Here is a 21,607-nt window from a genome sequence, read left to right on the forward strand (position 1 = left end):
CGACTTGAGGAATCAGTCGAAGGTAATGCCCTGGGCCAGCGGTAACTCCAGCGAGTAGTTCACGGTATTGGTCTGGCGACGCATGTACCCGCGCCACGCATCCGAACCCGACTCACGCCCGCCACCGGTTTCTTTCTCACCGCCAAACGCGCCGCCGATTTCCGCGCCGCTCGGGCCGATGTTGACGTTGGCGATGCCGCAGTCACTGCCCACGGCCGACATGAACTGCTCGGCTTCACGCACATCGGTGGTGAAGATGCACGACGACAGGCCTTGCGGCACGGCGTTGTTCAGGCGCAGGGCCTCGGCGAAATCGGTGTAGCCGACCACGTAGAGAATCGGCGCAAAGGTCTCGGTGCACACCACGTCGCTCTGCTCGGGCATTTCCACAATGGCCGGCGACACGTAGTAGGCGTTGGGGAATTTGTCTTCCAACTGACGCTTGCCACCGAACACCTTGCCGCCTTCGCTCAAGGCCTGCTCCAGGGCGTCCTGCATGTTGTCGAAGCCGTGCTTGTCGATCAGCGGGCCGATCAGGTTGCCTTCCAGCGGGTGGCCGATGCGCACCTTGGAATAGGCTGCCTTGAGGCGGGTGACAATTTCCTCTTTGACCGATTCATGCGCAATCAGGCGGCGCAGCGTAGTGCAACGCTGGCCGGCGGTGCCGACGGCGCTGAACAGGATGGCGCGTACGGCCATGTCCAGGTCGGCGCTTGGGCCGAGGATCATCGCGTTGTTGCCGCCCAGTTCGAGGATGCTGCGGGCAAAGCGTGCGGCGACTTTCGGTGCCACTTCGCGGCCCATACGCGTGCTGCCGGTGGCGCTGATCAGGGCGACGCGCGGGTCATCCACCAGCGCGGCACCGGCATCACGACCGCCGATGATCACTTGGCTCAGGTACTCGGGCGCGCCGTCGAATTTCTTCAGCACGCGCTCGAACAGCGCCTGGCAGGCCAGGGCGGTGAGCGGGGTCTTTTCCGACGGTTTCCAGATCACGGCGTTACCGCACACCAGGGCCAGGGCGGTGTTCCACGCCCACACGGCCACCGGGAAGTTAAAGGCGCTGATCACGCCGACAACGCCCAGCGGGTGCCAGGTTTCACGCATGTGGTGGCCAGGACGCTCGGAGGCGATGGTCAAACCGTACAACTGGCGCGACAGGCCGACGGCGAAGTCGCAGATGTCGATCATTTCCTGCACTTCGCCCAGGCCTTCCTGGGTGATCTTGCCGGCTTCCCACGACACCAATTCACCCAGATCGGCCTTGTATTCGCGCAATACATCGCCAAATTGGCGCACCAATTCGCCACGGCGCGGGGCCGGTATTTTGCGCCAGGCTTCGAATGCATGCTCGGCGCGACTGACCTGTTGCTCCACCTCGGCGGCACCTTCCCAGTGCACGCTGCCGATGCGGCTGCCATCGATCGGCGAATGCACGGGCTGTTTGCCCGCCTGGTACAGCGCCGGGTTTACCCCGAGACGATCAAGCAATGCGGCAACCATGGGTCACTCCTTCAATCTACAAACAGAAAAATTGCGCCGCGGCCCGCACGGCGATCCAGACCTTATTTGTAGCTGGACCAAGACTTGCCAACAAACGACGATTAGGCGAGATATCATTCCGTTTATTCATGCAAAGAATAAAAAGAGGCGTGCCGTGCTGAACAAAAGACATTTGCCGTCGATCACTGCCCTGCAGTGTTTCGAAGCCGCCACCCGCCACTTGAGCTTCACCCGCGCCGCCGAGGAACTGAACCTCACGCAAAGCGCGGTGAGCAAACAGGTGGCGCAACTGGAAGAACTGCTGCAACACCTGCTGTTTCGCCGGGTGCGCCGGCGCTTGCAGATGACCCCGGCGGGCGACCTGTACCTGGTGGAAGTGCGCAAGATCCTCACCCAAGTGGAGATGTCCACCCACTACCTGCGCTCCTACGGCGGCGAGACCGAAGTGCTGCGCGTGTCCACGCCCTACACCTTTGGCGCACGCTGGCTGGTGCCGCGCCTCAAGGGCTGGCGCCTGCGTCACCCGCAGATCCACCTGGACCTGTGCAACGAGCAGGAGCCGGACGAGTTGTTGCAAGGCAAGGCCGACATGGCCTTCTATTTCGGCCAGGGCTCACGCCCCGGCACCGAGAGCCTGAAATTGTTCAGCGAAGAGTTGGTGCCGGTGTGCGCGCCGGAAAGCCTGCCGGCGCAGCCGTTCACCGATCCCACGCAACTGAGCGACCTGGTGCTGCTGCAAAACGCCTCGCGCCCCCAGGGCTGGCACGACTGGTTTGCCAGCCAGGGTTTCCACACCGAGCACAGCTATCACGGACCGCGTTTCGACACCTTCTATATGTGCATTCGAGCGGCGCAGGTGGGTTGTGGCGTGGCGCTGCTGCCGCGTTTCCTGGTGGAAGAAGAACTGGCCGACGGCAAGCTGGTGATCCCCTGGCAGCATGCAATGCCAAGCCAGGATGCGTATTACCTGGCTTATCCGGAGCATTCGGCGGAGGTGCCAAAGGTGCGCGATTTTGTGAAGTGGATGATGGAACAGGTGCTTTAGCGCCTGGAGAATCGCCATCGCAGGCAAGCCAGCGCCCACCGCTTGGAATGCATTTCAAATGTGGGAGCTGGCTTGCCTGCGATGGCGCCAGTGGCCTTACCGAAAAAATCACTGGCAAAACCCCACAGGTCTATGCGCCACTAGCCCCCTTCCTTAATTGTGCGTAAAGGCCGGCGCCCATCGCCGACCCGTCTGGAGATTCCCGTTATGAGCGAGAGTGTGTTTGCCGATCGCATCGTGCAGAACTTGCTCGACACCGACTTCTACAAGCTGACCATGATGCAGGCGGTGCTGCACAACTACCCCAACGTGGAAGTTGAATGGGAGTTTCGTTGCCGTAACAGCGAAGACCTGCGCCCGTACCTGGCGGAGATCCGCTACCAGATCGAGCGCCTCGCCGAGCTGAGCCTGAGCCCGGACCAACTGGGCTTCCTGGAACGCATCAGCTTCATGAAGCCGGACTTTTTGCGCTTCCTCGGGCTGTTCCGCTTCAACCTGCGCTACGTGCAGACCGGCATCGAGAACGGCGAGTTGTTCATCCGCCTGCGCGGGCCGTGGCTGCATGTGATCCTGTTTGAAGTGCCGATGCTGGCCATCGTCAGCGAAGTGCGTAACCGCTACCGCTACCAGACCGTGATCCTCGAACAGGCCCGCGAGCAGTTGTACCGCAAGTTCGACTGGCTGACCGCCAACGCCAGCAGCGACGAGCTGTCCGAACTGCAAGTGGCCGACTTCGGCACGCGTCGGCGCTTCTCGTACCGCGTGCAGGAAGAAGTGGTCAGCGTGCTCAAGCATGACTTCCCCGGGCGCTTTGTCGGCACCAGCAACGTGCACCTGGCCCGCGAGTTCGACATGAAGCCGCTGGGCACCATGGCCCACGAATGGATCATGGCCCACCAGCAACTCGGCCCGCGCCTGATCGACAGCCAGATCGCCGCGCTGGACTGCTGGGTCCGCGAATACCGCGGCCTGCTGGGCATCGCCCTGACCGACTGCATCACCACCGACGCGTTCCTAGGCGATTTCGACTTGTACTTCGCCAAGCTCTTCGACGGCCTGCGCCATGACTCCGGAGACCCGGTGCAGTGGGCAGAAAAAGCCATCGCCCACTACCACAAGCTCGGCATTGAACCGATGAGCAAGACTCTGGTGTTCTCCGACAGCCTGTCGTTGCCCAAGGCCCTGGAAATATTCCGTGCGCTGCGCGGTCGGATCAATGTGAGCTTCGGCATCGGCACCAACCTGACCTGCGACATTCCAGGTGTCGAGCCGATGAGCATCGTGCTTAAAATGACGGCCTGCAATGGCCAGCCCGTCGCGAAGATCTCCGATGAAGCGGGCAAGACCCATTGCACCGACCCGAATTTCGTCGCCTATTTGCGTCATGTTTTCAAAGTACCTGCCATCTCTAGCAAGGAGTGAATCATGCAAGCCGTACAGCGTGAGATTGCTGAACAGCTCAAGGTCCAAGCGCCGTTCAAAGACCAGGCCGCCCTCGAGGCCGAGGTTGCCCGCCGCGTGATCTTTATCCAGGACTGCCTGCGCAATTCCGGGCTCAAGGCGTTGGTGCTGGGCATCAGCGGCGGCGTCGACTCCCTGACCGCAGGCCTGCTGGCCCAACGCGCGATGCAGGAACTGCGCGCCAGCACCGGCGATGAGGCCTACCGTTTCATCGCGGTGCGCCTGCCGTACGAAACCCAGTTCGATGAGATCGACGCCCAGGCCTCGGTGGACTTTATCGAGCCGGACGAGCGCCACACGGTGAACATCGGCCCGGCGGTGAAATCCCTGGCCAATGAAGTGGCGGCGTTCGAAGGCAAGGCCGCGGTGTCCCGCGATTTCGTATTGGGCAACACCAAGGCGCGCATGCGCATGGTGGCGCAGTACACCATCGCCGGCGCGGCCGGTGGCCTGGTGATCGGCACTGACCATGCGGCGGAAGCGGTAATGGGTTTTTTCACCAAGTTCGGTGATGGTGCGTGCGACCTGGCGCCGTTGAGCGGCCTGGTGAAAAACCAGGTGCGTGCGATTGCGCGGCACTTTGGTGCGCCGGAGTCGTTGGTGGAGAAGATTCCGACTGCCGACCTGGAAGACTTGTCGCCAGGCAAGCCGGACGAAGCGTCCCATGGCGTGACCTACGCCGAAATCGATGCGTTCCTGCACGGCGAGCCGGTGCGCGAGGAAGCGTTCAAGATTATCTGTGACACGTACCGCAAGACCGAGCACAAGCGGGTCATGCCGTTTGCGCCGTGAGGTGAGCCAGAGAGTGTTGTATTGATCGTTAGATTGCCATCGCAGGCAAGCCAGCTCCCACTGTTGACCGATGTCCAAAATGAGAACGCGGTCGAGTGTGGGAGCTGGCTTGCCTGCGATGAACGATGACGCGGTCTTACTTGACGGTCACAGTGCCTTTCATCATCGAGATGTGGCCCGGGAACGAGCAGAAGAACGCGTAGTCAGTCCCGGCAGCCAGCTTCGACACGTCGAAGGTCACCGAGTCTTTCTCACCGGCACCGATGATCTTGGTGTGGGCGATGATGCGAGTGTCGCCGTCTTTCAGGTAGTTCTTGTCGATGCCGGCAGCCATGCCGTCAGTGGCGACCGGTTGCATGTCAGCAGCAGTGGTCAGTACCCAGTTATGGCCCATGACATTTTTCGGCAGGTTGCCGGAATGAGTCAGCTCGACGGTGAATGTCTTGCAGCTCTTGTCGATTTCAATGGCTTTGGTGTTGAAGGACATTTGGTCAGTGGAGTCGACAGTGACCTTGCACTCTGCAGCAAGCAACTGGCCGCTCGCCAGAGTCAGCAGGGAAACAGCAACGAGTTTGGCAAACATGTGAATCTCCAAGGCAGGGTTTAGAAAACGCGTATTGCGACAAAGGGTGCCTGAAACAGGCAGAAATTCTTATGATCTGCATCAACAGATTGTATACAACTTTAGGCTATCAGACTGATCAACACAATCTACCAGCCAAAGTACAACCACCTGACTATGATCGGCACATCACCCATCGGAGTCCGAGCCATGCACCTCAACCAACTGTTCAACGGCCTGCTGGCCGCCTACGCCTGCGGTAAGTGAAGGCCAAGCGCACTCTGAAGCTGCTACCATGTCGTCCCAAGGCAGCTGCGCGCCGCCACCCTCACCTTCGACCCTAGAGGATCGCCCATGGCCAAACCTAATTACTCCTTCGCCAAACGTCAGAGAGACTTGGCCAAGGAGCAGAAGAAAGAGGAAAAACTGCAACGCAAGAAAGCCGCTGCAGAAGAAGAGGCCGGCGGGCTCAACCCGGATGCAGATGGTGAAGTAACGAACGACGAGACCGAAACGCCAAAAGATCCAGCTGAATAATTGATCGCTCCCACCTTGTGGTGAGCGAACTTACTGTGGCGAACGGGCTTGTTGCAGTGAGCGGGCTTGCTGTGGTGAGCGGGCTTGCCCCGCGCTGGGCTGCGAAGCAGCCCCGTTACGCTCCCACCAGAACACCCGAAAGACCGTGGTGTCAGGCTTGAGGGCTGCTTCGCAGCCCAGCGCGGGCAAGCCCGCTCACTACAGCAAGCCCGTTATTCCAGCGGCATCACCGTCACCCGTACTTCCGGGTCATGGCTCCCTCCCCCCAGAATCACCCCGCGCAACGGCGACACATCGGAAAAGTCCCGGCCCCAGGCCAGGGTGATGTGCTCCAGTGCCGGCTGCACATTGTTCGTCGGATCAAAATCCACCCAGCCTGAAACCGGGCAATACACCGACACCCACGCATGGGACGCATCGGCGCCGATCAGCCGTGGCTGGCCGGGCGGTGGCTGGGTGAGCAGGTAGCCGCTGATATAGCGCGCCGCCAGGCCACGCGAGCGCAGGCAGGCGAGCATCAGGTGGGCGAAGTCCTGGCACACGCCGCGTCGGCGCTCCAGTACTTCTACCAGCGGCGTGGCGACCTGGGTGGCCTCGGCATCGAAGGTGAACTCGCTGAAGATCTTTTCCATCAACGCCTGCACGCCCAGCAGCAACGGCTCGCCAGGGGGAAAACAGCTTTCGGAGAACTCGACGAAAGTTTTCTTCAAGTGCACGTAAGGCGATTCGAAGCGGTAGCGGCAGGCTTCGATCAGCTCTGGGGGCATGGACTGGCTGCGGTAAGTCAGGCTGTCGCGGGTCTGGTCCCAGGCGGGCGATTGCTGGAAATCCAGCGTCGGCCGCGCCAGCACTTCCACGGTCAGCCCGGCATTCACCAGCAGTTCATCATGGGGCCGCTCGAACGCCAGGCGGGTGATGGGATTGCCGAATACATCCAGCTCATCACGTCGCGACGTTGGCTCCGGGCTGATCTCCAGTTGTTGCGAGCTGCAACGCTGCCAGGCGCAAGGCCGTGGCCACAGGTGCGCCAACTGCTGGGCCAGGGACACCGGGCTGTCGTAGTGATAATGGGTATCGTGGAAAATCTGGTAGCGCGCACTCATCACACCGACACCGTTTGCTGGCTGACATCATCCACATGGGCAAAATGGCGCAAGGCCAGGCGATCCGACACTTGCCCACTCTCATCGGCGACCGCTTGCAGCAGGTCGGCCAGGCCATCCAACGCAGCACGCACGCTGGATTCGCCAAACAACGGGTTCTCCAGGCAGCCCAGGTCGAATCGCGCCAGGCGCTCGACCAGCGGGGCCAGACCGGTTTCCCGCGCCACGCCGAAATCGTCGTTGAGACGGCGCAGGGTGCGGCTCACCAGCTTGAGCTGGAACAGCACCGCATGGGGGTTCTGCTCGTCCAGCAGCAGCAGGTCGAGGACCGGGATCAACTGCGGCACCGCCAGGTAGCGCGAACGATAGGTGATGCTGCTGTTGCCCAGTTCCAGCAACCACTCCAGCCCCGCCTGGTCGAACACCGCCACGCCACGCAGGAACGCCGCGAGGCTGCTGCTCAGAAATTGCAGGCGCTCGATGCGCCGGCCCATCATCAAGAAGCGCCAGCCTTCGTCGCGGGTCATGTCGTCCAGGGCAAACCCGGACAGTGCCGCCAGGGACATCACCAGGCGGTTGAGGAAATCCAGTAACTCGCCAAAATCCGGGGCGTCGCTTTCCAGCTCCACGGCTTCGCGTTGCAGCTCCACCAAGGCTTGCCAGTTCTCCCGGGACAACTTGCCGCGCACTTGGGACGCGGCCCACTGCAAGCGTTGCAGGTTGGCGCGCAGGCTCGAAGGCCAGTCATCGCCGAGCAGCGCCGCCAGCAGGCGTTCGGGCAACTCGCCCTCCTCCGGCAACAGTCGCAGGTTTTCGCCCAGCTCGACTGCAGCCTGCAAGGCCAACGGGTCATCGCCGTCCACATAGCGCGCCAGCACGATACGCAGCCAGCGCGCGCTGTCATCGCAGCGCTCGCAGTAACGCCCGAACCAGAACAGGTTTTCCACCACGCGGGACGGCAGGTAAGGATCGCGGCGCACCAGGTCATGGGCACCAATCGCCCGCTGCGCGCGCCAGTGCTCACCGCCGGCGGCGCGTTCGCCGAGCACCCAGGTGTCCTTGCTGGCGCCGCCACGTTGCATCGACACCACTTCGGCATCAGCCTCGGCGGCCACCCGCGTCAGGCCGCCGGGCAGCACGCGGTAACCCTCGTCGCTGGCCACGGCGTACACGCGCATGCCGATGGCGCGGTGTTGCAGGTGGTCATCCACGGTATGCCAGACCGGTGCCTGGGACAGTTGCGCCAGTTCCTGGGCGACGTAAGCGTACGGACGCGCGCGCATGCGCTCGGCCAGGGCCTGGCGCTGTTCGTCGTTCAGGTCACGGCCAAATACCGGCGCGAAACTCTGCGACGGAAACGCCGGTTTGATCAGCAGCTCCGGCAGTTTCTCCAGCGCTTCAGCGAGTACCGGCGCTTCACCGCACCACCAGGTGGCGATGGACGGCAGGATCAGTTCTTCACCAAACAGGAATTCGTTGATCTTGGGCAGGAAACCCAGCAAGCCTGGGGACTCCAGCACGCCACTGCCCAGGGCATTGGCCACCAGCACATTGCCTTGGCGCACGGCATCGAGCAGGCCGGGCACGCCGAGGGCCGAGTCGGTACGCAGCTCCAGAGGGTCGCAGAAGTCGTCATCCAGGCGGCGCATGATCGCGTGCACCCGACGCAGGCCACTGAGGGTTTTCAGGAACACGGTGCTGTCGCGCACCGTAAGATCCCCCCCTTCGACCAGCGGGTAGCCAAGCTGGCGGGCGAGGTAGAGGTGCTCGAAATAGCTTTCGTTGAACCGGCCCGGCGTGAGCAGCACGATCAGCGGCGGCTGGTCATCACCGGGCGCCTGACGGGCCAGGGTTTCCTGCAAGGTGCGGAAGAAACCGGTGAGGTGCTGAACCTGCAGGTCCCGGTAAAGATCCGGGAATGCCCGGGACACGATGGTACGGTTTTCCAACGCGTAACCGGCGCCAGATGGTGCCTGGGTACGGTCGGCGGTCACCCACCAACGGCCATCCGGCGTGCGCGCCAGGTCCACGGCGTACAGGTGCAGGAACGCACCGTCCGGCGGCTGGATGCCCTGGCACGGCCACAGGAAGTTGTTATGCCCGAACACCAGTTCGGCCGGCAGCAAGCCTTCCTTGATCAGGCGTTGCGGGCCGTACAGGTCGGCGAGCACGGCATTGAGCAAGCGCGCACGCTGGGCGATACCGGCCGACAGGTGCCGCCATTCATCGGCGGCGAGCACATGGGGCAGCAGGTCCAGCTCCCACGGGCGGTCGGCGCCCTTGGGGTCGGCATAGACGTTGTAGGTCACGCCGTTTTCCTGGATCTGCCGGGTCAGCAGTGCCTGGCGCTGGGCCAGTTGCGCGGGCGTGCTGCGTTGCAGGTGGTCGAGCAGACGCCGCCAATGGGCACGTACCGCGCCGCTATCATCCAGCAGTTCGTGATAAGTGCCCGCGGTCAGCGGGTAACGGTCGAGCAAGTCGGACATGGAACGCTCGGCAGAGGCAAGGGGGCTCAGATTAACTCAACAAACACTGCAAATCCCCTGTAGCCCCCGGCTTTTGTGGTGAGCGGGCTTGCCCCGCGCGAGGCAAGCTCGCTCACCACAAAAGCTAGCGTCCACAGGGGATAGCGTTCAGTCATTTTTATTGGGGAAACGACGTAGATCCAGGGTCATCGGCAATTCGTCGTTAATGACAACCGTCGGCACGTCGAGCTTCCCCGGGCTATGCCCCAACCGGAAAAACCGCGCCATGCGCCGGCTCTCTGCCTCATTGGCATTTACCGGCAAGCTGTCGTAATTGCGCCCGCCCGGATGGGCGACATGGTACTGGCAACCGCCCAACGAGCGTTGCATCCAGGTATCCAGCAGATCGAACACCAACGGCGCATGCACCGGGATGGTCGGTTGCAGGCAGTTGGCAGGTTGCCAGGCGCGGTAACGCACGCCGGCGACGAACTCACCGACTCGGCCAGTGGGCTGCAACGGCACCGGAATACCGTTGCAGGTCAGCAGATAACGCTGAGGCGCCAAGCCGCTCAACTTCACCTGCAAGCGTTCCAGCGATGAGTCCACATAGCGCACCGTGCCACCCACCGCGCCCTCCTCGCCCAATACGTGCCAGGGCTCCAGGGCCTGGCGCAGCTCCAGTTCGATACCACTGACGGCATAGTCGCCCACCTTGGGAAAGCGGAACTCCAGGTGCGCGGCAAACCATTCGGCGCGCAGCGGGTAGCCCGCGGCGTTGAGCTCGACGATCACGTCGGCGAAGTCCTGCTCGATAAAGTGCGGTAACAGGAAACGGTCGTGTAGCTCTGTGCCCCAACGTGCCAGCTTCGACGGCGCGTAGGGCTCGCGCCAGAAACGCGCGACCAGCGCACGCAGCAGCAGTTGTTGGGTCAGGCTCATGCGTGCATGGGGCGGCATTTCAAACGCGCGCAGCTCCAGCAGGCCCAGGCGGCCAGTGGCGCCATCCGGCGAGTAGAGTTTGTCGATGCAGAACTCGGCGCGGTGGGTGTTGCCGGTCACATCGATCAGCAGGTTGCGCAGCAGGCGGTCCACCAACCATGGCGGGCATTCTTCGCCGGGGCCGGGCATTTGCTCGAAGGCGATTTCCAGCTCGTACAGGGCATCGTTGCGCGCCTCGTCCACCCGTGGCGCCTGGGAAGTCGGGCCGATGAACAGACCGGAGAACAGGTAGGACAACGAGGGATGGTTGTGCCAGTAGCTGATCAGGCTGCGCAGCAAGTCCGGCCGGCGCAAGAACGGCGAGTCCTTGGGTGTCGCGCCACCGAGCACAAAGTGGTTACCGCCGCCGGTGCCGGTATGGCGCCCGTCGATCATGAATTTTTCCGTGGTCAGGCGGGTTTGCCGGGCCTCCTCGTAGAGGAACTCGGTGCGTTCCACCAACTCGTCCCACGTGGCGGATGGCTGCACGTTGACCTCGATCACGCCAGGGTCCGGCGTGACGCGAAAGTTGCTCAGGCGCGTATCCGCTGGCGGCTCATAGCCTTCCAGCAGCACCGGACAGTGCAGTTCTTCGGCAGTCGCCTCAATGGCAGCCACCAGCTCAAGATAATCTTCGACGCGTTCCAAGGGCGGCATGAACAGGTAGAGGCGCCCTTCCCGTGCTTCGGCGCACAGGGCGGTGCGCGTCAGCCAGTCGGCGGACTCGTCCACCTTCGGCACGCGTTCATCACTCGGCGCGGGTTCGCCGTGGCTTTGCAGTTGAGAAGTGGTCGGCAGCTCGGGCTGATCCTGATTAGGGTCCGTCGGGTGCACAAACGGATACTCCGCCGCCGTCACCCAAGGCTGCGAGGCCAGTGGCAGGCGATAACCCAGCGGCGAATCCCCCGGCACCAGGCGACAATGGTTGTCACGCAGGTACCAGCGCCCGCTTTGCCAGCGGTCATTGGCCGCCGTGCGCGCCAGCGGCAGCACTTGGCCGATGATTTTATCCAGGCCCTGGCCGAACACTTTGCGCAGGCGCTCGCGCTCCAGGTCGTCGCTCAGGCGCGGGTCCTGGGCGGTAACGTTTTGCGGCAGCGCGCCTTCGCGCCACAGGTAATAGAAATTGTCCTCGAAGGCCGGGAACACAAAGCGTGCCGGCAGTTTCAGGCGTTCCGCGACGCTGGCCAGGAAACGCCCGGCCAGGGCGCCATCCGCGCCATAGTCCTGTTGTTCATCGGCGATCAACGCGCTGTTGTGCCAGATCGGCACGCCGTCGCGGCGCCAGTAGCAATTGAGCGACCAGCGCGGCAGTTGCTCGCCGGGGTACCACTTGCCCTGGCCGAAGTGCACCAGGCCCTTGGGCGCGTAGTGCTTGCGCATGCGCTGGAACAGCTCGGCGGATAGACGGCGCTTATCCGGCCCGAGCGCAGCGGTGTTCCACTCGGCGCCGTCGGGGTCGTCGATGGACACGAAGGTCGGCTCGCCGCCCATGGTCAGGCGTACATCGTCCTTGAGCAGGTCTCCATCGATCTGACGGCCCAAGGCCTGGATCGCCAGCCATTGTTCCTCGGTGTAGGGCTTGGTGACCCGTGGGGCTTCCCAAATCCGCTCGACCGACATTTCGTGGGTGAATTCGCACTCGCACGGTTCCACCAGCCCACTGATCGGGGCGGCAGACGATGGATCGGGACTACAGGCCAACGGAATATGCCCTTCACCGGCAAACAGCCCGGAAGTGGCATCCAGGCCGATCCAGCCGGCGCCGGGCAAATACACTTCGCACCAGGCGTGCAGGTCGGTGAAATCCACGTCCGTTCCGGAGGGGCCGTCGAGGGCTTTGACATCAGCGGTCAGCTGGATCAGATAGCCGGACACAAACCGCGCCGCCAGGCCCAGGTTGCGCAGCAGTTGCACCAGCAGCCAAGCCGAGTCGCGGCAGGAGCCGGAGGCGTTTTCCAGGGTGAATTCCGGGGTTTGCACGCCCGGTTCCATGCGGATCAAGTAGCCGATATCAGCCGCCAGGCGCTGGTTGAGAGCTACCAGAAAGTCCACCGCCGGCAATGGCGTACGGTCGATGCCCGCCAGGTACGCGGCGAACTTCGGCGTCAGCGGCAGGGTTTCCAGGTACGGCGCCAACTCGCGCTGTTCATCAGCGGCGTAGCTGAAAGGGATTTTCTCGGCGTAGGGCTCCAGGAAAAAGTCGAACGGGTTGAACACCGCCATCTCGGCGACCAGATCGACCTCGATGCGCAGTTCATCGGTCTTGTCCGGGAATACCAACCGCGCCAGGTAATTGCCTTGGGGGTCCTGCTGCCAGTTGATGAAATGCTGCTCAGGCAGCACTTTCAGCGCGTAGGACAGAATCCGCGTACGGCTATGGGCCGCCGGGCGCAACCGCACGATCTGTGGGCCGAGTTCGACAGCGCGGTCGTAGCGGTAATGCGTAACATGGTGCAACGCGACATGAATCGACACGGCGGCCTCCTGCGAGCCAGGGCATGGTCACAAAGCGCGCAAGACTTATGCCAGAGCGGCGGTCATTGCGCTTTATCGTAAGACCCGGTGCAGTACAGCACCAAAACGGCGCCAACGGGGGTGCCATGGTGCGAGTGACGCACATATTTGTGGCGCGCGCAGGCGGATGGGTGGTGAATCTACCCAATCAATGGCGTTTGCTGTTGAGCAGCAGCAACCCCAACAGCGGGAACAGCACGCTCAATCCATAGGACAGCAGATGCGGACCAAAGGCGATGGTGGGCAGTACCGCCAGAACACAGAGTGTGAGCAGCGCCACCAGCGGCCATACCCATTGCGGCCGTCCGCGCGCGATCATGAAATTGCACTGCACGATGCCCCACGTCAGCGCAAGGCCACCCAGGAAGGAATACTTGAGGTTGTCGTCCATCGGCAAGCGTGGGAAATAACTGTCGAAAATCAGCGGTACCGCAAACACAAGGCTGAACACCGCCGCGAAAATCGCGCCCATGAAAACCGGGAAGTACTGCGCCAGGAAACTGCGAATGCCAGGTAGTTCATTCATCGCTGATTTCCTCATACAGTCCTACTGACCAACCTGGCCCCATCGCGGGCAAGCCCGGCTCCCACAGTTGGCCGGAGTTCAAAGTAAGAACGCGGTCAACTGTGGGAGCTGGCTTGCCTGCGAAAGCGACTTAAGGAGCACAGCTTTAACCATCGGACTCGCCACTGAATACAACTAAAAAACCACCACAGGGTTGGTGCTGGCACGGACCAGTGGAGCTAACGCTTTTTATCCGCCGCTATAACGGCCTGGCGCAGATAGCGGATCTCCAGCAGTTTTTGGCGCATCTCTCGTTGAACCTTGCTGTTAAGTGTCAATAATCCGAGCAATGGGAATAACAGAGCCAACCCAAAGAGAACCTTTTGAGGCTGGTATTGAACCATTGGAAACACAAACAGCAGGCAGCCGACGTAGATTCCCACCATCACCCAAACCCAGGAGGGTCGGCCTCGCAAAATCATAAAGTTGCTGTGGACCGTCAACAGAACCAGCAGCGCCCCGACAGACATGATCTTGAGCCCCACTTGGGCAAGGGGCGCATCACGAAAGTAGGTAATGAACGCCAGCGCCACAGCCAACGCCAAAGAAAAACACGCAGCAAATACGCCGCCCATAAACGTCAGAAAGTATTGCCTGAAAAAGTCGCGTAGCGTGATCAATTCGCTCATTCGTTTACCTCCTCGTACAACCCGATCGCGATGGTATTGATGTTTCCGGAATAGGCGCTCCCACCAAACCCAATCGTTGCGCCCAAAACGTCTTTGATTTGGGTGGTCGTACTGTGCTTGAGCTGCGTAGGGGTGAAACGCTTGGTGAGTTCACCCGATGCCTGCCTGAGCTTGAGCAACTTCGAGGTCAAACTTGGATCATTGATGCTCAGCAGTTCTTTCGTCAGTTTGGCCCTTTCCTGGCGATTCAAACCGCGAAGCACTTCCCGCAGACTCTTGCCCGTCGAGGCCTTAGCGACCTTGACCAGCTTGACCGTCGTGAGGGCCGAAGCGCCAACGCCTGCCAGCGAAGCAGCGTCCAGCACAATGGAAGCATTCTGGTACCAGCCTTCGCTGTCGAGCCAATCGTTTACCTCTGGCTTGGCAACTTCCAGCGCTGTGCGGGCAATACCATTGAAACACTGGAGCGAACTGGCGCCGGCAGCTGCATACCCCACCACCACGATGACGGAACTGGCGCCAGCACTGAAAGGCACCAGGATTGTTCCACTGGCGATCGCCGCCCAACTGATGACAGCGCCCAGGCAGGAGATTCCTGTATTCACGGCTTCACCGATGAGGCGAGATTCGCGAGGGTTACTCACCACATGCTCAGCAAACTGCGCCGGCGCGATGTACTTCTGTGCCTCGCGCAAAATAATGCGCTTGGGCTTGATGCTGCAAATGGGCTTGAATTCACGCAGGGTAACGACGTTGAAATCGGCGTCGATATACACCACGCCTGCACCGACGATGCCTGGATCGGCGTCGATGGCCGCAAACAGGCGCGGCAGGTTGATCTGGCTTTCGATGCGCTGGCGCGCCATGAATTGGGAACGGTTGAAGTCCATGCCGATGCCGGCCAGGGGGTTGCCCATGAGTGCTCTTCCTTGATGATGATGTTGGCCGTACTGGCCTCATCGCCGGCAAGCCGGCTCCTACAGGGGAACGCATTTCAAACGGTAGGAGCTGGCTTGCCGGCGATGGCGATTCGATGGGCGCCACCTTAACAAACAGGCTCGCCACCGAATAGAAAGCAAAACGCCAGCACGAGGCTGGCGTTTTGTTTATTCAGGCTGCAATCAACGCGGCACGACCGGCTTGCGCGCAGGCTTGCCGCCCTTGCCCTTGGCCGCGTCGGCGCGCTCCTTGGCGGCCTGCTTGTTGCGCGCCTGGGCCGCGGCCTTGGCTTGTTCGCGCTTGTCCCACGGGTTGCTACCGTCGCTGCCACGGGGCGGCAGGCCGGTGTGCTGGGTGAGGATCCTGGTGGTGGTTTCCTTGGCGACCTTGTGGCTGCCGGCCGGCGTCGAGTTCTTGCGACGCGCGCTCTGGTAGCTGTCGGTGCTTGGCTGGTGCAGCGGGATCAGTTGGTCCTTGCCCGGCCCGATCAGGTCGGCACGGCCCATGCGGGTCAGCGCTTCACGCAGCATCGGCCAGCCCTTCGGGTCGTGATAGCGCAGGAACGCCTTGTGCAGACGGCGCTGTTCTTCGCTCTTGACGATGGTCACCGCGTCGCTCTTGTAGGTGACCTTGCGCAGCGGGTTCTTGCCCGAGTGGTACATCGCGGTGGCAGTGGCCATCGGCGACGGGTAGAACGCCTGCACCTGGTCGGCGCGGAAGCCGTTGCCCTTGAGCCACAGGGCGAGGTTCATCATGTCTTCATCGGTGGTGCCGGGGTGGGCGGCGATGAAGTAAGGAATCAGGTACTGCTCCTTGCCCGCTTCCTTGGTGTACTTCTCGAACATGCGCTTGAACTTGTCATAGCTGCCAATGCCCGGCTTCATCATCTGGTTGAGCGGACCTTCCTCGGTGTGTTCCGGGGCGATCTTGAGATAGCCACCGACGTGGTGGGTCACCAGCTCCTTCACGTACTCCGGCGACTCGACGGCCAGGTCGTAGCGCAGGCCGGAGGCGATCAGGATCTTCTTCACGCCCGGCAACGCACGGGCGCTGCGGTACAGCTGGATCAACGACGAGTGGTCGGTGTTCAGGTTCGGGCAGATGCCAGGGAACACGCACGACGGCTTGCGGCACGCGGATTCGATTTCCGGGCTCTTGCAGGCGATGCGGTACATGTTCGCGGTCGGGCCGCCAAGGTCGGAGATCACGCCGGTAAAGCCCGGGACCTTGTCGCGGATCTCTTCGATCTCGCGAATGATCGACTCTTCGGAACGGTTCTGGATGATGCGGCCTTCGTGCTCGGTGATCGAGCAGAAGGTGCAGCCGCCGAAGCAGCCACGCATGATGTTCACCGAGAAGCGGATCATGTCGTAGGCCGGAATTTTTTCCTTGCCGTACGCCGGGTGCGGGACGCGGGCGTAAGGCATGCCGAACACGTAGTCCATTTCTTCGGTGGTCATGGGAATGGGCGGCGGGTTGAACCACACGTCCACTTCGCCGTGCTTCTGCACCAGGGCGCGGGCGTTGCCTGGGTTGGTCTCCAGGTGCAACACGCGGTTGGCGTGGGCGTAGAGCACCGCGTCGCCACGGACTTTTTCCACCGAAGGCAGGCGGATCACAGTTTTGTCGCGAGTCATCTTCGGGCTGGCCAGGATCTGCACGACCTTGGCTTCTTCCGGATCATCCTGCGGCCCCTTTTCCTGCTCGATGGCGCAGGCCTGGGTGTCCTGGGTGTTTACGTACGGGTTGATGATCTTGTCGATCTTGCCCGGACGGTCGATACGCGTGGAGTCCACTTCGTACCAGCCCACCGGCGTATCACGGCGAATGAACGCGGTGCCGCGCACGTCGGTGATGTCTTCGATCTTGTGGCCCCACGAAAGGCGCTGGGCCACTTCGACGATGGCGCGCTCGGCATTGCCATACAGCAGGATATCGGCGGTGGCGTCGATCAGGATCGAGTTGCGCACGCGGTCCTGCCAGTAGTCGTAGTGGGCGATGCGACGCAGGGAAGCTTCGATGCCGCCGAGCACGATCGGCACGTTCTTGTAGGCCTCCTTGCAACGCTGGCTGTACACCAGGCTCGCGCGGTCCGGGCGTTTGCCGGCCATGCCGCCGGGTGTGTAGGCGTCGTCGGAACGGATTTTCTTGTCGGCGGTGTAGCGGTTGATCATCGAGTCCATGTTGCCGGCCGCGACGCCGAAGAACAGGTTCGGCTCGCCGAGCTTCATGAAGTCGTCTTTGGACTGCCAGTTCGGCTGGGCAATGATCCCGACGCGAAAGCCTTGGGACTCCAGCAGCCGGCCAATGATCGCCATGCCGAACGAAGGATGGTCAACGTAGGCATCACCGGTGACGATGATGATGTCGCAGGAATCCCAGCCAAGCTGATCCATCTCCTCCCTGCTCATCGGCAGGAATGGCGCAGGACCGAAACATTCGGCCCAGTACTTGGGATAGTCAAATAACGGCTTGGCTGTTTGCATGACGGTGACCGGTGTGGAGATGAAAAATCGCGGGCGCGGAATATAGCACAAATTTTGACCAATTCCGACGGCAGTAGTCGGAATTGTGGTGACGCCATCGCAGGCAAGCCAGCTCCCACAGGGGAACGCATTCCAAAGGTGGGAGCTGGCTTGCCTGCGATGACGCCCTTACAGGCGCTTGAAACTACTCGTCGTCGTCGAAGTTGTAGCTGCCCGGCGCGAGGTTTTCGAAGCGCGTGTACTTACCGATGAACGCCAGGCGAATAAAGCCGATGGGGCCGTTCCGCTGTTTGCCGATGATGATCTCGGCGATGCCCTTGTGCTCGGTCTCGGGGTGGTACACCTCGTCGCGGTACACGAACATGATGACGTCGGCGTCCTGCTCGATCGCGCCGGATTCCCGCAAGTCGGAGTTCACCGGGCGCTTGTTGGGGCGTTGCTCCAGGGAACGGTTGAGCTGGGACAGCGCCACCACCGGGCAGTTGAATTCCTTGGCCAGGGCCTTGAGGGACCGGGAGATCTCGGAAATCTCGTTGGTCCGGCTGTCACCGCTGGAACCCGGGATCTGCATCAACTGCAGGTAGTCGATCATGATCAGCGCAATGTCGCCGTGCTCACGCGCCAGGCGGCGGGTCCGCGCACGCATCTCTGAAGGGCTGATACCCGCAGTGTCATCGATGAACAGCTTGCGGTCGTTGAGCAGGTTAACCGCCGAGGTCAGGCGCGGCCAGTCGTCGTCTTCCAGCTGGCCGGAACGCACCTTGGTCTGGTCGATACGGCCCAGGGACGAGAGCATCCGCATGATCAGCGATTCGCCTGGCATCTCGAGGGAGTACACCAATACCGTCTTGTCGCTGCGCAACACGGCGTTTTCCACCAGGTTCATCGCGAAGGTGGTCTTACCCATGGACGGACGACCGGCAACGATGATCAAGTCGGAGGGCTGCAGGCCGCTGGTTTTCTCATCCAGGTCGGCATAACCGGTGGAAATACCGGTGATGGCGGCATCGGTGTTGAACAGGGTATCGATGCGATCGATGGCCTTGGTCAACAGCTCGTTGACGCCTACCGGGCCACCGGTTTTCGGGCGTGCCTCGGCGATCTGGAAGATCTGGCGCTCAGCCTCATCGAGGATCTCTTCGGCCGTACGCCCTTCAGGGTTGAAAGCGCTGTCGGCGATCTCGGTGCTGATGCCGATCAGTTGGCGCAGCGTGGCCCGCTGGCGAACGATCTGGGCATAGGCCTTGATGTTGGCGACGGACGGCGTGTTCTTCGCCAGCTCGCCCAGGTAGCCCAGGCCACCGACCTGGGAGGTCTGGCCTTCCTTGTCCAACTGCTCGGCCAGGGTCACCACGTCGATCGGCGAGTTCTGGTCGGCCAGCTTGGCAATGGCGCGGAAAATCAGGCGGTGGTCATGACGATAGAAATCACCGTCCGAGACTTGATCCAGCACGCGTTCCCAGGCGTTGTTGTCCAGCATCAAACCACCGAGCACGGCCTGTTCGGCCTCGATGGAATGCGGCGGCACCTTCAGGGCAGCGGTTTGCAGATCGTATTGCTCAGGAGCTGAAATATCGTTCATGGCCACTTGGAATTTGGGGTTTCTAGAAAAACAAAAGGCACGACCTGTAAACAGGATCGTGCCCGATGTTAACCGCCTGGCACGCGAGGTGCCAGTCAGTTAGGCAGTGCTTAAGCTGCTACCACGACAACGCGTACGGTGGCTTCAACTTCGGCGTGCAGGTGCACGGCTACGTCGAATTCGCCTACGTTGCGGATGGTGCCGTTCGGCAGACGAACTTCGCTCTTCTGCACTTCAACGCCGGAGGCGGTCAGTGCATCAGCGATGTCGTGGGTGCCGATCGAACCGAACAGCTTGCCTTCGTCACCGGCGGTGGCAGTGATAGTCACTTCCAGCTCAGCCAGTTGGGCAGCGCGAGTTTCGGCCGAAGCTTTTTTGTCTGCTGCTGCTTTTTCCAGCTCAGCACGACGCTCTTCAAACGCAGCCAGGTTGGCAGCGGTTGCAGCGGTGGCTTTGCCGTATGGCAGCAGGTAGTTACGACCGTAGCCGGCCTTAACGTTCACTTTGTCGCCCAGGTTGCCCAGGTTGGCGACTTTTTCCAGAAGGATCAGTTGCATGTGAAAATCCTCTAACTTTTAACCTTCACCGTTCGCGCTATCGGCGTCTTTCGGCGCCAGACGACCGCGAAAATCAATCAGGCCGTCGACAATGGCCAAGACCACGAGTAACGGATAGATCAGCTGCATGAACACCAACATCGTTACGTACAACCCCACCAGCCAGAACCTGGCCAGGCGCTTCTGCGCGACCAGCCCGTGAATCAGGGCCAGCCCGGCAAACACCAGCGGTACGCTGCAAAACAGCAACAGCAAGGTGGCATGTGAACCGAAGTACGGTCCGACCACCATGAGTGCCAGCAGCAACATCGCCGGGCCCACGGGGATTCTGATACGGCGAAACTCGCGACCAAATCCACCCGGGTTGTACAACAACGCCTGCCAATATCGCCCAAGCATCAGGCTCAGCAAACTGACGATCTGCATCATTACCGCCATCAGGCCGATCAGGGCCGGTGCAATCAGTGTTGCCAGTCGCGCTCGCTCTTCTACCGACAGCTGCTGGTAGAGTTCCCCGAGGGCCATCGGCAGGATCTTGACGATCTCTTGCGACAGCGCCTCGATCTGCGGGCGGAAAGCCGCGTCAATCAACACCGAAAACACCAACCCCAATGCCACGCTGACCAGCAGCGTGCGGACCCAGGACTCACTTGCGCGCAAAACCAACGCAAGGCTCGACGACCCCAGCAGCACCAGAAGCACTTTGGGTTCGCCCAGTTGCAGCCACCAGATCAAGGCAGCCACCACTCCCAGGGCCAGGACGCCAAAGGCATCCTGCAAACCGCGCCGCAGGAGCACAAGGCATCCAGCGGCAGCACCCAACCAATACAACAACGGCAATGCTGCACATCCAGCCACTACCAGAGTGGCCTGCACGCGACCGCGCATGATGAACTCAGCTAAGGCGCGCATGCATTCAATCCCTTACTACTTGTCGACTGCCCGGTCTCAGCGGCCGTGGCTGTCGGTGTAGGCCAGCAGGGCCAGGAAGCGGGCGCGCTTGATAGCGGTGGCCAGCTGACGCTGATAACGTGCTTTGGTACCGGTGATACGGCTTGGAACGATTTTGCCGGTCTCGGATACGTAGGCTTTCAGAGTGTTGAGATCTTTGTAATCGATCTCTTTCACGTCTTCAGCGGTGAAGCGGCAGAATTTACGACGACGGAAGAAACGTGCCATTTGATAGGCTCCTTAAAAGGTCCGTGGATTACTCGTCAGCGTTATCGCTGTTGTCGCTGTCATCACTATCAACGCTATCAGCGCCTTCGTGCTCAGGACGGTCGCGACGCTCACGGCGCTCACTGCGGTTTTCTTCAGCCTTGAGCATCTCGGATTGGCCGGTAACGGCTTCTTCGCGACGGATGACCAGGTTACGGATCACTGCATCGTTGTAGCGGAAGTTGTCTTCCAGCTCGGCCAGGGCCTTGCCAGTGCACTCAACGTTCAGCATCACGTAGTGAGCCTTGTGAACATTGTTGATTGCGTAGGCCAGTTGACGACGGCCCCAATCTTCCAGACGGTGGATTTTGCCGCCGTCTTCTTCGATCAGCTTGGTGTAACGCTCAACCATGCCGCCGACTTGCTCGCTTTGATCCGGGTGGACCAAAAAGATGATTTCGTAATGACGCATGAATGCTCCTTACGGGTTGTAGCCTGCCGCTCAAAAACGGTCAGACAAGGAGTGAATGACACTTATGGATCTTGCCGCAGGGAGGCACATCGGTGCCTGCCAGGAAGGCAAGGGGCGCAATTGTAGAGAAGGGGGAGGAAGCGCGCAAGGTGATTGGTGATTATTTGAACAACCACCTAAACACCCAAAAACCATTGTAGGAGCCGGCTTGCCGGCGATGGCGGTGGATCTGCCACATTGATTGCGACCGATC

At 61.3% G+C, this 21,607-nt stretch carries 18 protein-coding genes; 4 read left to right on the forward strand and 14 right to left on the reverse strand.

All coding sequences use genetic code 11. The annotated features are described in order from the left end of the window. Positions 1 to 12: 12 nt before the first annotated feature. The gene (locus BM70_RS0118415) at positions 13 to 1,503 is read right to left on the reverse strand and encodes an aldehyde dehydrogenase family protein (protein WP_025857344.1); all 1,491 of its coding nucleotides are present in this window, start codon (positions 1,501 to 1,503) and stop codon (positions 13 to 15) included. A 154-nt stretch (positions 1,504 to 1,657) separates the two neighbouring features. Here BM70_RS0118415 and BM70_RS0118420 point away from each other — a divergent pair, with 154 nt between their 5' ends. The 3 genes from BM70_RS0118420 to nadE all read left to right on the forward strand — a co-directional run bounded on the left by BM70_RS0118420 (position 1,658) and on the right by nadE (position 4,801). Further along, the gene (locus BM70_RS0118420; protein ID WP_025857345.1) at positions 1,658 to 2,548 is read left to right on the forward strand and encodes a LysR family transcriptional regulator; all 891 of its coding nucleotides are present in this window, start codon (positions 1,658 to 1,660) and stop codon (positions 2,546 to 2,548) included. 207 nt (positions 2,549 to 2,755) lie between these two features. Beyond that, complete coding sequence (gene pncB / locus BM70_RS0118425) at positions 2,756 to 3,970, forward strand: nicotinate phosphoribosyltransferase (RefSeq protein WP_012721934.1); 1,215 nt, start codon at positions 2,756 to 2,758, stop codon at positions 3,968 to 3,970. A 3-nt stretch (positions 3,971 to 3,973) separates the two neighbouring features. After that, complete coding sequence (gene nadE, locus BM70_RS0118430; protein WP_025857346.1) at positions 3,974 to 4,801, forward strand: ammonia-dependent NAD(+) synthetase; 828 nt, start codon at positions 3,974 to 3,976, stop codon at positions 4,799 to 4,801. A gap of 136 nt (positions 4,802 to 4,937) precedes the next feature. Here nadE and azu read toward each other — a convergent pair whose 3' ends face one another. Next, positions 4,938 to 5,384 carry an azurin gene (gene azu, locus BM70_RS0118435; protein ID WP_025857347.1) on the reverse strand — a complete coding sequence of 149 codons (447 nt, stop codon included), beginning with the start codon at positions 5,382 to 5,384 and terminating at the stop codon, positions 4,938 to 4,940. A gap of 333 nt (positions 5,385 to 5,717) precedes the next feature. Between azu and BM70_RS0118440 the strand changes: the two genes are divergently transcribed. Further along, complete coding sequence (locus tag BM70_RS0118440; RefSeq protein WP_025857348.1) at positions 5,718 to 5,900, forward strand: hypothetical protein; 183 nt, start codon at positions 5,718 to 5,720, stop codon at positions 5,898 to 5,900. A gap of 212 nt (positions 5,901 to 6,112) precedes the next feature. Here BM70_RS0118440 and BM70_RS0118445 read toward each other — a convergent pair whose 3' ends face one another. The 12 genes from BM70_RS0118445 to rpsF all read right to left on the reverse strand — a co-directional run bounded on the left by BM70_RS0118445 (position 6,113) and on the right by rpsF (position 21,354). After that, complete coding sequence (locus BM70_RS0118445; RefSeq protein WP_025857349.1) at positions 6,113 to 7,003, reverse strand: transglutaminase family protein; 891 nt, start codon at positions 7,001 to 7,003, stop codon at positions 6,113 to 6,115. Next, positions 7,003 to 9,489: a circularly permuted type 2 ATP-grasp protein gene (locus BM70_RS0118450; RefSeq protein WP_025857350.1), complete on the reverse strand. Its 2,487-nt coding sequence runs from the start codon at positions 9,487 to 9,489 to the stop codon at positions 7,003 to 7,005. Before BM70_RS0118450 ends, BM70_RS0118445 begins: the two co-directional genes overlap by 1 nt. Positions 9,490 to 9,636: 147 nt before the next feature. Next, entirely contained in the window at positions 9,637 to 12,927 is a 3,291-nt protein-coding gene (locus tag BM70_RS0118455; RefSeq protein WP_025857351.1) for a DUF2126 domain-containing protein, read from the reverse strand. 187 nt (positions 12,928 to 13,114) lie between these two features. After that, positions 13,115 to 13,492 carry a hypothetical protein gene (locus BM70_RS0118460; RefSeq protein ID WP_025857353.1) on the reverse strand — a complete coding sequence of 126 codons (378 nt, stop codon included), beginning with the start codon at positions 13,490 to 13,492 and terminating at the stop codon, positions 13,115 to 13,117. Positions 13,493 to 13,710: 218 nt separating this feature from the next. Beyond that, positions 13,711 to 14,160, reverse strand: coding sequence for a hypothetical protein (locus BM70_RS0118465; RefSeq protein ID WP_025857354.1), 450 nt, complete (start codon positions 14,158 to 14,160; stop codon positions 13,711 to 13,713). Next, a complete protein-coding gene (locus BM70_RS0118470) occupies positions 14,157 to 15,077 on the reverse strand; it encodes a hypothetical protein (protein ID WP_025857355.1) in 921 nt (306 codons plus the stop codon). Before BM70_RS0118470 ends, BM70_RS0118465 begins: the two co-directional genes overlap by 4 nt. 204 nt (positions 15,078 to 15,281) lie before the next feature. Beyond that, positions 15,282 to 17,585, reverse strand: a complete 2,304-nt coding sequence (locus BM70_RS0118475) for a YgiQ family radical SAM protein (protein WP_025857356.1) — start codon at positions 17,583 to 17,585, stop codon at positions 15,282 to 15,284. Between the two features lie 184 nt (positions 17,586 to 17,769). Beyond that, a complete protein-coding gene (dnaB, locus tag BM70_RS0118480; RefSeq protein WP_025857358.1) occupies positions 17,770 to 19,167 on the reverse strand; it encodes a replicative DNA helicase in 1,398 nt (465 codons plus the stop codon). A gap of 110 nt (positions 19,168 to 19,277) precedes the next feature. After that, positions 19,278 to 19,724: a 50S ribosomal protein L9 gene (rplI, locus tag BM70_RS0118485; RefSeq protein ID WP_003171376.1), complete on the reverse strand. Its 447-nt coding sequence runs from the start codon at positions 19,722 to 19,724 to the stop codon at positions 19,278 to 19,280. A gap of 18 nt (positions 19,725 to 19,742) precedes the next feature. Then, a complete protein-coding gene (locus BM70_RS0118490; protein WP_025857359.1) occupies positions 19,743 to 20,636 on the reverse strand; it encodes a hypothetical protein in 894 nt (297 codons plus the stop codon). Between the two features lie 36 nt (positions 20,637 to 20,672). Continuing rightward, positions 20,673 to 20,903: a 30S ribosomal protein S18 gene (rpsR, locus tag BM70_RS0118495; RefSeq protein ID WP_002551829.1), complete on the reverse strand. Its 231-nt coding sequence runs from the start codon at positions 20,901 to 20,903 to the stop codon at positions 20,673 to 20,675. A gap of 28 nt (positions 20,904 to 20,931) precedes the next feature. Then, on the reverse strand, positions 20,932 to 21,354 hold the full coding sequence (gene rpsF / locus BM70_RS0118500) for a 30S ribosomal protein S6 (protein WP_010563335.1): 423 nt from the start codon (positions 21,352 to 21,354) through the stop codon (positions 20,932 to 20,934). Positions 21,355 to 21,607: the final 253 nt, after the last annotated feature.

The organism is Pseudomonas sp. CHM02 (assembly GCF_000612585.1).
Taxonomy (GTDB): Bacteria; Pseudomonadota; Gammaproteobacteria; order Pseudomonadales; family Pseudomonadaceae; genus Aquipseudomonas.

Bases quoted from the DNA above. Each gene is read 5' to 3' on its own strand.
- BM70_RS0118415 (WP_025857344.1), bottom strand. From the start codon at position 1,503: ATGGTTGCCGCATTGCTTGATCGTCTCGGGGTAAACCCGGCGCTGTAC.
- pncB (WP_012721934.1), top strand. From the start codon at position 2,756: ATGAGCGAGAGTGTGTTTGCCGATCGCATCGTGCAGAACTTGCTCGAC.
- nadE (WP_025857346.1), top strand. From the start codon at position 3,974: ATGCAAGCCGTACAGCGTGAGATTGCTGAACAGCTCAAGGTCCAAGCG.
- azu (WP_025857347.1), bottom strand. From the start codon at position 5,384: ATGTTTGCCAAACTCGTTGCTGTTTCCCTGCTGACTCTGGCGAGCGGC.
- BM70_RS0118440 (WP_025857348.1), top strand. From the start codon at position 5,718: ATGGCCAAACCTAATTACTCCTTCGCCAAACGTCAGAGAGACTTGGCC.
- BM70_RS0118445 (WP_025857349.1), bottom strand. From the start codon at position 7,003: ATGAGTGCGCGCTACCAGATTTTCCACGATACCCATTATCACTACGAC.
- BM70_RS0118450 (WP_025857350.1), bottom strand. From the start codon at position 9,489: ATGTCCGACTTGCTCGACCGTTACCCGCTGACCGCGGGCACTTATCAC.
- BM70_RS0118460 (WP_025857353.1), bottom strand. From the start codon at position 13,492: ATGAATGAACTACCTGGCATTCGCAGTTTCCTGGCGCAGTACTTCCCG.
- BM70_RS0118465 (WP_025857354.1), bottom strand. From the start codon at position 14,160: ATGAGCGAATTGATCACGCTACGCGACTTTTTCAGGCAATACTTTCTG.
- BM70_RS0118470 (WP_025857355.1), bottom strand. From the start codon at position 15,077: ATGGGCAACCCCCTGGCCGGCATCGGCATGGACTTCAACCGTTCCCAA.
- BM70_RS0118475 (WP_025857356.1), bottom strand. From the start codon at position 17,585: ATGCAAACAGCCAAGCCGTTATTTGACTATCCCAAGTACTGGGCCGAA.
- dnaB (WP_025857358.1), bottom strand. From the start codon at position 19,167: ATGAACGATATTTCAGCTCCTGAGCAATACGATCTGCAAACCGCTGCC.
- rplI (WP_003171376.1), bottom strand. From the start codon at position 19,724: ATGCAACTGATCCTTCTGGAAAAAGTCGCCAACCTGGGCAACCTGGGC.
- BM70_RS0118490 (WP_025857359.1), bottom strand. From the start codon at position 20,636: ATGCGCGCCTTAGCTGAGTTCATCATGCGCGGTCGCGTGCAGGCCACT.
- rpsR (WP_002551829.1), bottom strand. From the start codon at position 20,903: ATGGCACGTTTCTTCCGTCGTCGTAAATTCTGCCGCTTCACCGCTGAA.
- rpsF (WP_010563335.1), bottom strand. From the start codon at position 21,354: ATGCGTCATTACGAAATCATCTTTTTGGTCCACCCGGATCAAAGCGAG.